General features: G+C 72.7%; 9 protein-coding genes, 1 tRNA gene and 1 pseudogene. 5 read left to right on the top strand and 6 right to left on the bottom strand.

The genetic code is table 11. The annotated features are described in order from the left end of the window. Positions 1-172 precede the first annotated feature (172 nt). Both ACOV8S_RS25850 and ACOV8S_RS25845 read left to right on the top strand, forming a co-directional pair. A complete protein-coding gene (locus tag ACOV8S_RS25850; RefSeq protein WP_448320641.1) occupies positions 173-712 on the top strand; it encodes a WcaF family extracellular polysaccharide biosynthesis acetyltransferase in 540 nt (179 codons plus the stop codon). A gap of 17 nt (positions 713-729) precedes the next feature. Beyond that, positions 730-1,866 (top strand): glycosyltransferase, encoded by a 1,137-nt coding sequence (locus tag ACOV8S_RS25845; protein WP_448320876.1) that lies wholly within the window; start codon positions 730-732, stop codon positions 1,864-1,866. Here ACOV8S_RS25845 and ACOV8S_RS25840 read toward each other — a convergent pair. The 3 genes from ACOV8S_RS25840 to gmd form a co-directional block, all read right to left on the bottom strand. Continuing rightward, positions 1,845-2,522, bottom strand: a complete 678-nt coding sequence (locus ACOV8S_RS25840) for a hypothetical protein (protein ID WP_448320640.1) — start codon at positions 2,520-2,522, stop codon at positions 1,845-1,847. The two genes, ACOV8S_RS25845 and ACOV8S_RS25840, sit on opposite strands and share 22 nt — an antisense overlap. 135 nt (positions 2,523-2,657) lie before the next feature. After that, the gene (locus ACOV8S_RS25835; protein WP_448320638.1) at positions 2,658-5,381 is read right to left on the bottom strand and encodes a DNRLRE domain-containing protein; all 2,724 of its coding nucleotides are present in this window, start codon (positions 5,379-5,381) and stop codon (positions 2,658-2,660) included. A 156-nt stretch (positions 5,382-5,537) separates the two neighbouring features. Further along, positions 5,538-6,551 carry a GDP-mannose 4,6-dehydratase gene (gmd, locus tag ACOV8S_RS25830; RefSeq protein ID WP_448320637.1) on the bottom strand — a complete coding sequence of 338 codons (1,014 nt, stop codon included), beginning with the start codon at positions 6,549-6,551 and terminating at the stop codon, positions 5,538-5,540. A 137-nt stretch (positions 6,552-6,688) separates the two neighbouring features. Between gmd and ACOV8S_RS25825 the strand changes: the two genes are divergently transcribed. Then, positions 6,689-7,639, top strand: coding sequence for a GDP-L-fucose synthase family protein (locus ACOV8S_RS25825; RefSeq protein ID WP_448320636.1), 951 nt, complete (start codon positions 6,689-6,691; stop codon positions 7,637-7,639). Positions 7,640-7,670: 31 nt separating this feature from the next. Here the strand turns inward: ACOV8S_RS25825 and ACOV8S_RS25820 are convergent, their stop codons facing one another. Then, positions 7,671-9,179, bottom strand: a complete 1,509-nt coding sequence (locus tag ACOV8S_RS25820) for a sugar transferase (RefSeq protein WP_448320635.1) — start codon at positions 9,177-9,179, stop codon at positions 7,671-7,673. Positions 9,180-9,540: 361 nt separating this feature from the next. Further along, positions 9,541-9,613: transfer RNA gene (locus ACOV8S_RS25815), tRNA-Ala, on the bottom strand. Positions 9,614-9,810: 197 nt separating this feature from the next. On the opposite strand from ACOV8S_RS25815, the gene ACOV8S_RS25810 reads away from it, so the two are divergent. Further along, positions 9,811-10,365, top strand: a complete 555-nt coding sequence (locus tag ACOV8S_RS25810; protein ID WP_351115034.1) for a helix-turn-helix domain-containing protein — start codon at positions 9,811-9,813, stop codon at positions 10,363-10,365. A gap of 92 nt (positions 10,366-10,457) precedes the next feature. Here the strand turns inward: ACOV8S_RS25810 and ACOV8S_RS25805 are convergent, their stop codons facing one another. Then, entirely contained in the window at positions 10,458-10,586 is a 129-nt protein-coding gene (locus ACOV8S_RS25805) for a DLW-39 family protein (RefSeq protein WP_007824483.1), read from the bottom strand. A gap of 320 nt (positions 10,587-10,906) precedes the next feature. Between ACOV8S_RS25805 and ACOV8S_RS25800 the strand changes: the two are divergent. After that, positions 10,907-11,111: pseudogene (locus tag ACOV8S_RS25800) on the top strand (DUF6344 domain-containing protein); the annotation flags it as partial.

Here is an 11,111-nt window from a genome sequence, read left to right as displayed (position 1 = left end):
GTCTACGAGCGATCATCGGACACGCGTCCGCCCTGTGGACGATGCGACGAGGGTTGTCCACAGGCCCTGCCGGGACCTCCGGCGACCCACTAGCCTGTGATCACCGCGCTGGGGAGCGCGGACGACCGGCGGGGCGTCGCCTCCCGGTGACGCGCGGGGGAAGGGGGCCGGCATGCGTGATCTCTCGTCGTTCACCCTGGCCGGATACGACAAGGGGCGGGGCAAGCTGGTCCAGGCCCTGTGGTTCGCGGTGATGAACCTGGTCTTCATGGCCTGGTGGTGCCCGCCGCGGCTGCGGGTCGCGCTGCTGCGCGCCTTCGGCGCGACCGTGGGCGAGCGGGTGCTGATCCGCCACCGGGTACGCGTGCTGTGGCCGTGGAAGCTGACCGTCGGCGACCACACCTGGATAGGCGAGGGCGCCTGGCTGCTCAACCTGGAGCCGGTCACCCTCGGCCGCCACGTGTGCGTCTCCCAGGAGGCCCTGCTCTGCACCGGCTCGCACGACCACCGTGCCGCCGACTTCCGCTACCGCAACGCCCCGATCACCGTCGGGGACGGCGCCTGGATAGCCGCCCGGGCCACCGTGCTCGCCGGCGCCACGGTCGGCCGGCACGCCGTGGTCGGCGCGGGCGCGGTGCTCCACCAGGACCTGCCCGAGCTGACCCTGCACACCGCCGACGGCGCCCGCCGCCCCGTGAAGGAGCCCGCGTGAGCGCCCCCGAGGGGGCGCTGCGGGTCCTGCACGCGGTCACCCTGCACTCGCCCACCGGCGCCTTCGGCGGGCCCGTCAGGGTCGCTCTCAACCTCGCCCACGGCCTGGCGGCCCGCGGCCACCGCCCACAACTCCTCGCCCTGGCCGAGGGGTTCGACGGCGGCCCGCCGCGTGAGGTGGAGGGCGTGCCCGCCCGCCTGTACCCGGCGCGCCGTCTGCTGCCGCTCGGCTTCAGCGGCATCACCTCGCCCGCCCTGCTGGCCCGCGCCGGACGCCTGGTGCGCGAGGCGGACGTGGTCCACGTCCACCTCGCCCGCGACCTGGTCACCCTCCCGGTGGCGTTGGCCGCGCTGCGCGCCGGCGTCCCGCTGGTGCTGCAGACGCACGGCATGGTCGACCCCAGCGGCAAGGCGCTCGCCAAGGTCCTGGACGCCCTGGCCGTCCGCCGGGTGCTGCGCGGCGCGGCCGCGGTGCTCCACCTCACCGGCCACGAGCGGCGAGACCTGGACGCGGTGCTCGGCGCTCAGCTGACCACCGCCGTGCACCTGGTGAACGGCGTGCCCGCCCAGGAGCCGCGCCCGCAGCCCGCCGGGCCGCCCCGGATCCTCTACGCCGCCCGCCTGCAGGCCCGCAAGCGCCCCGTGGACTTCGTCGACGCCGCGCCCGCGATCCTGGACCGCCACCCGGACGCCGAGTTCGTGGTCGCCGGCCCCGACGAGGGCGAGCTCGCGGCGGTGCGGCGGCGGATCGAGGAACTGCGGCTCGCCGACCGGGTGTTCTGCGTGGGCGCGCTGCCCTCCGCCCGGGTGCTGGAGGAGCTGCGCCGGGCCCACGTCTACGTGCTGCCCTCGGTGGACGAGCCGTTCCCGATGTCGGTCCTGGAGTCCCTCTCGGTCGGCACGCCCGCCGTGGTGACGCGCTCCAACGGCCTGGCGCCGGCGATCGGCGAGGCGGGCGCCGGGCGGGTGGTCGAGGGCGCTGACGCCCTGGCCGGGGCGGTGCTGGAGCTGCTGGAGCCCGAGAACGCGGAGAAGGCCTCGGCGGCGGCCCACAGGCTGGCCGGCGAGGCCTTCTCGATCGACGCGGTGGTCGGGAGGCTTCTGGAGGTGTACGGCGGGGCGGTCGGCGCCGGTCAGGCCCGCACCCAGGCGTAGCACCCGGAGGAGACCAGCCCGGCGGCCCCGGACGGCACGGTCATGGTGTACGTGCCGTCCTTCCGGGCGCCCCCGGTGCCCGGCCCGGAGGCGAGCACCTTGCCGCCGGACCCGGTGACCGTCCAGGCGCAGGCCGGTCCCGCCGACACGGTCCGGTACTCACCCGCCGCGGGCCTCTTGTGCTGCCCGTCCGGGTAGCCGCCCTTCGCGGCCTCGATCAGCGGCTCGTGCTCCGGGCACAGGTGGGTGACGGCCGGCTCGGCGTCCGGGATCTCCCCGGCCACCAGCGCGCCGATCACCGCGTCCTTGTCGTGCCGAGCGGTGCGGTCGATCCGCTGGCAGGCCTCCTTGCCGAGGTCCAGGACGGCGGCCGGCTCCATCTGCTCGGGCACCCGGCCGCTGAGGTACTCCTTCTCCTTCTTCGTGAACTCTCCCGAACCCTTCGGCGCCTCGATCTTCGCGTCCGGAAGCACCGGACCCGGGGACGAGGACGCGCCCGGCTTCGAGGTCCGCTCCCCGGAGGGCGCGGAGTGCCCCGCCGCCGTCCGGTCGCCGCCGCCGGCCCGGTCGTCGGAGGAGGACGAGCAGCCGGAGAGAGCGGGCAGCAGGCCCAGGGCGATCAGGGCGGCGGCCGCCGCCAGCGGGTGGTTGCGCATGGAACTCCTGCTCTCTGCTCCGCACACACGCGTGCGGGACGTGCTCGGTGATGCGGTTGCGCCAGATCTGTGCCGCGGCCCGGTGGCCTCCCGCGGTCGTGCGACCGACGGGGGCCACCGGGCCGGGGGCCCGCCCTACTGGGGCGAGAAGGTGAGGATCAGCCGCGGCGTGCCCGCCGCGGACGCGGCCTCGCTGGACCACAGCCACAGGGCGTCGGTCCCGGCCGACGTCAGCGCCAGGCCGTAGTCACCGCCCAGCGCCGCCCGCACGGCGGCGACGTCCAGCTCCGCGGAAGCGCCGGAGCTGGAGCCGGCCGGCGGGGTGAGCGTACCCAGCGTGGCCGGGCCCAGGGCGGGCTTGGTGTTCCACGTGGTGCCCGCCTCGGTCCAGTCGCCGGTGACCGGCCGCAGCGTGACGGCGTCGGCCGAACCGGCGGAGGCCGAGGAGTCCGTGCGGACCTCCAGCGCCGCGCCGGTCAGCGTGGTGCCGGCCGGGGCCGCGGGCAGGGCGAAGCGCAGGTACGCCTCGTACCCGGAGCTGCCGCGGACCGCCAGCGAGGTCGCGGAGCCGTACGCGGTGCCCTTGGCGCCCTCGTTCACGTAGGTGTCCTCGGACGCCTGCACCGAGGTGACGGTGTCGCCCTGCTTGGTGGCCAGCTGGTGGTGCGCGGCCACCCGGGCGGCGCCGAGCACGCTCGGGTAGACCGCGACCTCGTCGATCTGACCGGCGAAGCTGTCGCTGCTCGGACGCGACGGCCAGCCGCTCAGGTTGTCACCGCCCACGTGCCAGTAGCCGGCATAGCTCTGGAACGAGGTGTACGCGGTGCTGCCCGCCACCCGCGCGCCGTCGACGTACAGCGTCATGCCGCCGGGGCCCTGGGTGCCGACGACGTGGTGCCACTTGCCGTCGTTGTAGCGGGTGAGGGAGTTCACCGTCCGCGTGGCCCCGTCATAGGCGCCGAAGAACAGACGCCCGTCGTTGGCCATGTAGAGGTGCTTGTCGTAGCTTCCGCTGTTCCTGGTGGTGTTGTTGCCGAAGCCCACCAGCTTGCCGCCCCTCGTGGTGGTGGTGCGGAACCAGGTCTCCAGCGAGTAGGACGAGCCGACGGTGGTGCGACGGTCGCTGTAGAGGCGGTCGTCGGTGCCGTCGAAGCCGTACGAGGTGCCGTTGCCGGTGAGCGCGCCCGCCTCGCCGAGGGCCGGGCCTCCGCTCATCACGCCGCTCTGGTCTCCGCCCGAGGAGTCGCCGACGTACGGCGTGGTCCTCTCGTCGTGCCGCCAGTACAGGTTCGGGTTGTCCGCCAGCACCGCCGAGGCGTACGGCTCGGCCGTCTTCGGCACGGTGACGCTCGTGGTCGCCGACAGGGCACTGGTGTTGCCGGCCGGGTCCGAGGCGGTCACCCGGTAGCTGTAGGTCGAGCCCGGGGTGACGCCCGTGTCGGTGAAGGACGCCTGCGGGCGCTCCCAGAAGAGGGAGTCCGCCTCGACCGTGCCGACCGGCGTGTTCGAGCCGTTGCGGTAGATCTTGTAGATCAGCCGGCTGTCGTCGTTGTCCAGGCTGGTGCGCCAGCGGACCTTGACCTTGCCCGGCTCCACCGCGTCCGCGCCGATCACCGGAACGGTGGGGGCGCCCACGTCACCGGTCGAGGCGAACCGGGTGAGTCCTTGCGCCGCCGAGCCGTTGACGGTGGTGAACTCGCCGCCGGACCACAGGTACTGGACGCCGTTCTTCGAGGAGACGGTCAACGCGCGCGGACCGATGCTCTCGCCCATGCCGTCGTTGGTGTCCGGGAACCAGCCCAGCTTGCCGGTGGAGGTCGTGGGCTGGGCCAGGAAGTGCTGGCGCCGCCCGTCCGGGAACTCGCCGACGCCGGAGCAGTCGTGGGCGTGCGAGGCGCTGTAGAGGACGTCCTCGTAGGACTCCACGGCCTGGGTGGCACCCAGGCAGGTGTCGCGCCAGCGCTGGTCGAAGGTGCCGTAGTCCAGCGCGATGCGCCCGTCGAAGACGCCGCCGCCGGTGCCCTCGTTGCCGGTGTAGAAGCCGGTTCCGTCGGTGTCGATGTCCTTGACCACCGAGGCGGTCGGGATGAACCCGGTCGGGTAGGCCTTCTCCACGTCGCCGGTGGCGGCGTCCACCACGGCGAGGGCATGCGAGTTCTGTCCGTTGACGGTGAAGAAGTCGCCGCCGATCAGGGCGTGCTGCCCGTCGGGGGTGATCTCGATCGCCCGGCCGGGCTCGTCCACGTCGGTCCTGAACGGGCGCAGGGCGCCGTTGCTCGCGGCGACGGCGGCGAAGCGCTCACGCGGCTGGCCGTTGACGCTGGTGAAGTCGCCGCCCGCGTACACCGTGTCCCCGGCGACGGCCAGTGCCCGCACGGTCGCCGGGAAGGCGGCGTTGAAGCCGGTCCGCGGCGTGCAGGTGTCGATGTCGATCGCGGCGACGCTGGAGACGGCGGTGCCGTTGACCGCGCCGAAGTAGCCGCCCACGTACAGCGTCTCCTGATCGGGGGAGACGACCAGCGCGCGGACGGTGGCGGTGCCGGATGACACCGTGAAGGACAGGTCGCAGTCGGTGGGCGCTCCCGTCGCGGCGTCCAGCGCCACGAAATTGACCGCCTGCTGCTCGCTGCCGCTTCCCCCCTCGGGGGGACGCACCGCGGAGAAGGTGCCGCCGGCGAAGACCACGCCGTCCGCCTGGGCCAGCGCCCAGACGATGCCGTTGGTCTGCCAGGTGGGCAGATCGTCCGCGGTGAAGGCGACCGACTCGCTGATCGCGCCGGCCTGCGGCGCCACGGCGACCGCAAGGCCCGCCGCGAGCGCCGTCGCGAGGGCCGCACTCAGCCCTCTCGTTCTTCTCATCGAACCCCCAAACAAACGGCCCTGGGGCCGCCCCTGACACGTCCGGCGGGCCGCCGGACGCGTGTGCCTCCCTTGAGCCCGGCCGCTCCCCGTCCCCCCGGGACGCGGCCGGAGCCTGTGTGCCGTGCCGGTCACGTCCCGCGACCGGCGGCCGGCTCAGCGGTCGACGCGCACCGCGGTGCCCGCCAGCTCGGCGTTCACCTGGCGGACGTCGGCGTCGACCATGATCCGCGCGAGTTCCTCCACCCTGACCTCGGGCTTCCAGCCGAGGATCTCCTCGGCCTTGGAGGCGTCGCCGATCAGCGCGTCCACCTCGCTCGGACGCTCGTACTTGGCGTCGTACCGGACGTGCTCGCGCCAGTCCAGCCCCGCGTGACCGAACGCCGTCTCCAGGAACTCGCGCACCGTGGCCGCGACCCCGGTGGCCACCACATAGTCGGTCGGCTCGTCCTGCTGGAGCATCCGCCACATGGCGTCCACGTACTCGGGCGCGTAGCCCCAGTCGCGGACGGCGTCGAGGTTCCCCAGGTAGAGCTCCTGCTGCAGCCCCGCCTTGATGCGGGCCACCGCGCGGGTGATCTTCCGGGTCACGAAGGTCTCGCCGCGGCGCGGGGACTCGTGGTTGAAGAGGATCCCGTTGACCGCGTACATGCCGTACGCCTCACGGTAGTTGACGGTGGACCAGTACGCGTAGACCTTGGCGGCACCGTACGGGCTGCGCGGGTGGAACGGCGTCGCCTCGTTCTGCGGAGGCGGCGTCGCGCCGAACATCTCCGAGGAGGACGCCTGGTAGAAGCGGGTCTCGATGCCCGCGGCGCGGACCGCCTCCAGCAGCCGCAGCGAGCCGAGCCCGGTGGCGTCGCCGGTGTACAGCGGAGCGTCGAAGGAGACCCGCACATGCGACTGCGCGCCCAGGTTGTAGACCTCCTGGGGCTGTATCCCACGCAGCAGGTTGACCAGGGCGACGCCGTCGGTGAGGTCGGCGTGGTGCAGCACGAAGCGACGGCCGGGCTCCTGGGGGCCCTGGTAGATGTGGTCGATCCGCTCCGTGTTGAAGCTGGACGACCGGCGCACCAGGCCGTGCACCGTGTAGCCCTTCCCCAGCAGCAGCTCCGCCAGGTACGAACCGTCCTGGCCGGTGACACCGGTGATCAGCGCGGTCTTGCTCATGAGTGGTTTTCCTCCCCGACGGGCCGGTGGACCGGCCGCGCCCCGTACTCGGTCACACGCCCCGTACGCGAACCATCCGTACGGAAATCTTCTGAATTGCGCGGGATCGCCCGCGGGCTGCTGGCATGATCCGGTCCATGACACTTCTTGCGCCGCAGTCCCGGATATTCGTGGCGGGCCACCGCGGGCTGGTCGGTTCCGCGGTCGTCCGCCGGCTCACCGCCGACGGCCACCGGGTCCTCACCCGTGGCCGCGCCGATCTGGACCTGCGGGACGCCGCGGCCACCGCCGCGTACCTCGCCGAGGCGCGCCCGGACGCGGTCGTGCTGGCCGCCGCCAAGGTGGGCGGGATCATGGCGAACAGCACGCGTCCGGTCGAGTTCCTCGAGGACAACCTGCGGATCCAGCTGAGCGTGATCTCCGGCTCGCACGCCGCCGGGGTGGGCCGCCTGCTCTTCCTGGGCTCCTCGTGCATCTATCCGAAGTTCGCCCCGCAGCCCATCCGTGAGGACGCGCTGCTGACCGGCCCGCTGGAGCCCACCAACGAGCCGTACGCCCTCGCCAAGATCGCCGGCATCTGCCAGGTCCAGTCCTACCGGCGCCAGTTCGGCGCCTCCTGGATCAGTGCGATGCCCACCAATCTCTACGGCCCGGGCGACAACTTCGACCTGGAGACCTCGCACGTCCTGCCCGCGCTGGTCCGCCGCTTCCACGAGGCCCGCGAGTCGGGGGCGGACCACGTCACCCTGTGGGGCTCCGGCTCCCCGCGCCGCGAGTTCCTGCACGTCGACGACCTGGCCTCGGCCTGCGTCCGGCTGCTGGAGACCTACGACGGCGACGAGCCGGTCAACGTCGGCTGCGGCGAGGACCTGACCATCCGCGCGCTCGCGGAGACGGTCGCCGAGGTCACCGGCTTCTCCGGCGAGATCCGCTGGGACACCACGAAGCCGGACGGCACCCCCCGCAAGCTGCTGGACGTGTCCCGGCTGAACGGGCTCGGCTGGAAGCCGTCGATCGCGCTGCGCGACGGCATCGCCGCCACCTACCGGTGGTGGCTGTCCGAGGGTGCGGGCTCCCTCCGCGCCTGAGCGGGGGCGCATCCCTCGCACCCTCGGCCCCTCAGTACGCTCCGCGGCCGTCGGCGACGGCGCGGAGCGTACGGCTGAGCACGTCGAGGTCGCTGACGAACGACCAGTTGTCCACGTAGTGCAGGTCCAGCTGAACCGTTTCTTCCCAGGACAGGTCCGACCGGCCGCTGACCTGCCACAGCCCCGTCATACCGGGCTTGACCCGCAGCCGGCGCAGCGCGGTCGCGTCGTACCCGGCGACCTCCTCGGGCAGCGGAGGACGCGGACCCACCAGGGACATGTCACCGATGAGGACGTTGAACAGCTGCGGCAGCTCGTCCAGCGAGGTGCGGCGCAGCAGCCGCCCGACCCGGGTCACCCGCGGATCGCGGCGCATCTTGAACATCAGCCCGTCGTTCTCGTTGCGCTCCGCCAGATCGCCCTTGAGGGCGTCCGCGTCGACGACCATGGTGCGGAACTTCCACATCACGAAGACGTCCTGGTCACGGCCGATCCGCTGCTGCCGGTAGAACGCGGGACCACGCGAGTCCACCCTGACCGCCAGCGCGACCAGCGCCAGGAACGGGGCGAGCGCCAGCAGCCCGAGCGCGGCCCCGCAGCGGTCCAGGGCCTCCTTCAGGGTCTGCTGCACCCCACCGGGTCCCTGCGGGGGAGCCACCTTGAGCACGGTCAGGCCGGCCACCGAGCCGACCTCCAGCCGCTTGTCGGAGACCTCCACCAGGCCTGGCGCCAGCGCCACTTCCACCTCGGCGTCCTGCAGCGCCCAGACCAGGTGCCGCAGCGCCGGTCCGGAGAGCCGGGCCCCCGGCGCCAGCAGCACCACGTCCGCGCGGTGACGGCGCACCGTGTCCACCAGCACCCGCCCGGCGCGCGCGCCTGAGTCCGGGTCGGCGGGCGCGTCCAGGCGCTCGGCGCCCGGCGCCTCGCCACCGACGGCGACGCTGCCCACCACCGCGTAGGGGTGATCGGTGCGCGAGTCGAGACGCCCCATCACCACCGGCAGCGCCCGGGCCTCGCCGACGACCAGGACCCGCAGCACCGCCTGCGCCGCGCGGCGCTCCCGGGCCAGGTGTGCGAAGACCACCCGCCGGGCGAACACCGCGAGCAGCAGGGCCGGCGTCAGGGCCGCGAGGACGACGAAGGGGTCGACGACCGTCCGGACGCCGACCCCGATCACCGCGAGGACCCCGAGCGTCATGAGCCAGTCGTGCAGCACCGGGACGGCGCCGCGGGACTCGCCCACCTCGTCACGGGTGTACCGGCGTCTCGCTCCGCGCACGCCGAGCCAGGTCAGGGTCGAGGTGAGGGTCACCAGACCGGGGGCGGGCTGCCCGGACTGCTCCAGCACGGGCGCCAGCGTCACGGTCGGAACCAGCGAGTCCACACAGAGCAGCGTGGTCACGTACCAACCGGGCTTGTCCCTCAGGCCGATGCCGCGGGGCCGGAACGTTTCCTCACGATGCCGGTCCTCCCGCTGCCGACGCGTACGGGCCTCGCCCGCGTCCCGTATGTCCGCAGACGTCCGAGCGTCCTGTGCCATCCACACGCCCCCCCCAGGCCGCGCGACCCCTGGTCAAGAGCCGCGGTGTGCGTGCGGACCCATCCCCATGACGACCGCACAGAAAGGCACCGTACTGCACAGGGAAACACCGCAGTGTGTTTTTACCCTGATTTCACATGCATGCCCACGTCAAACGGGAGGAACCAGGCGTGACCGGACGCTTCCGGCGAAGCACGGGGGGCGCACGCGGGCGGCCGGAAGCACACGGAGTCCGTACGGGGGACGGACGTTGACGGCCCGTCGACTGCCAGGTAAACGGGCCGGCCACGCACGACGAAGGCCCTCCCGGAGGAGGGCCTCGAAGAAGGCGCGCGGCACGACGAAGGTGCCTGACACCGAGTGGAGCCTAGGGGAGTCGAACCCCTGACATCTGCCATGCAAAGACAGCGCTCTACCAACTGAGCTAAGGCCCCTCAACGACGGCATCCGCCCCGGAGGTGCGACCACCGGTGCGAGCCGACGACCAGACTACCCGGTGACCCCCGGTATCCCGCAAAAGGATTGGTCAACCAGGACGGCGGCGACTCCCCGCCGCCGTCCGCCCTCCGTAAGATTCGGTACGTGGTTCGCTCGAGCGAACCCTGTACATGGGGAAGCGATGGGGAGACGCATGGACGCCGCACAGCAGGAAGCCACCTCGAGGGCGCGCGAGCTGCAGCGGAACTGGTACGGAGAGCCTCTGGGGGAGCTCTTCCGACGGCTGATCGACGACCTGGGGCTCAACCAGGCGCGGCTCGCGGGTGTCCTCGGGCTGTCGGCGCCGATGCTGTCGCAGCTGATGAGCGGGCAGCGGGCGAAGATCGGCAATCCCGCGGTGGTGCAGCGGGTCCGGCTGCTGCAGGACCTGGCGGCCCAGGTCGCCGACGGCAGCGTGAGCGCGGCCGAGGCGGCCGAGCGCATGGAGGAGATCAAGAAGTCGCAGGGCGGCTCGATGCTGAGCGTGGCCGCCCAGCAGACGGCGGCGACGCCGGTGGGCGCCCCCACGGTGAAGCGGGTGGTGCGGGAGATACAGAGTCTCCTGCGTTCGCTGGCCGCGGCCGGCGACATCATCGAGGCCGCGGAACAGATCGGGGAGACGCACCCCGAACTCGCGGAGTTCCTCAAGGTGTACGGGGCCGGGCGCACCGCCGACGCGGTCGCGCACTACCAGGTCCACCAGAGCTGAGGGCGGGACCGGCCGAGGCCGGTCCCGACAGCACGAAACCCCGGCCGCCTTCGGGCGGCCGGGGTTTTCGCGTGGTTCGGCGACTGCCGTCCTCAGGAACCGCTGGGCACGGAGTCGGTGGCCTCCGTCCACAGGTCCTGCTCGGCGCGGTCCGCCTGGATCTGGCGGTACACGAGGAGACCGCCGATGGCGGCCAGGGCGACCAGGAGGAGCTTCTTCACCGCGCGACCTCGTCTTTCGTTGACGTAGGGAGACCTCTAGGCGCCCGACTATACACACCGGCCGATACCGAACGGTGACCTAGGGGTGGGCTCCCAACTGCCCTGCGGGGCGCTTCAGATCACCGGGTGATCGCACCGGCGCGCCCGTGCGCCGGGGGTTCTTCCCCGAATTCCTCGGGGCTCCTCCCCGGCCGTGCGTCCGTCCGGGTGGTGTTCATCCGACCATCGACGCGCCACGGGCGAGGGTCCCACGTATCGGGGTGCGCATACACATCATGAGGAAAGTACGCAAATCGCCCAACCCGAATGTGAGGTCATCCATGACCGGAACCCAGGTCAGGAAGCTGTGGCAGGTGCTGGTGTCGGCGTTCCTCGCGCTGTTCACGGCGCTGGGGCTCGTCTCCACGACGTCCGCGGCGGCGGTACCGCAGAGCGGACCGGCGCGCAACGGCGGACGCCGCGGCGGCAACGGCGGCCGGACGGACGCCGTGACGCTCCGCACGGCCGAGACGGCGGGGGCCGGCG

It is taken from the genome of Streptomyces sp. CO7 (assembly GCF_053474865.1).
The sequence above is the reverse complement of the archived record's forward strand: the minus strand, read 5'-3'. Positions and strand labels throughout refer to the sequence as shown.

Coding starts and splice junctions, on each gene's coding strand:
- ACOV8S_RS25820 (WP_448320635.1), bottom strand. CDS start 9,179: ATGGCACAGGACGCTCGGACGTCTGCGGACATACGGGACGCGGGCGAG.
- ACOV8S_RS25810 (WP_351115034.1), top strand. CDS start 9,811: ATGGACGCCGCACAGCAGGAAGCCACCTCGAGGGCGCGCGAGCTGCAG.
- ACOV8S_RS25850 (WP_448320641.1), top strand. CDS start 173: ATGCGTGATCTCTCGTCGTTCACCCTGGCCGGATACGACAAGGGGCGG.
- ACOV8S_RS25840 (WP_448320640.1), bottom strand. CDS start 2,522: ATGCGCAACCACCCGCTGGCGGCGGCCGCCGCCCTGATCGCCCTGGGC.
- ACOV8S_RS25825 (WP_448320636.1), top strand. CDS start 6,689: ATGACACTTCTTGCGCCGCAGTCCCGGATATTCGTGGCGGGCCACCGC.
- ACOV8S_RS25835 (WP_448320638.1), bottom strand. CDS start 5,381: ATGAGAAGAACGAGAGGGCTGAGTGCGGCCCTCGCGACGGCGCTCGCG.
- gmd (WP_448320637.1), bottom strand. CDS start 6,551: ATGAGCAAGACCGCGCTGATCACCGGTGTCACCGGCCAGGACGGTTCG.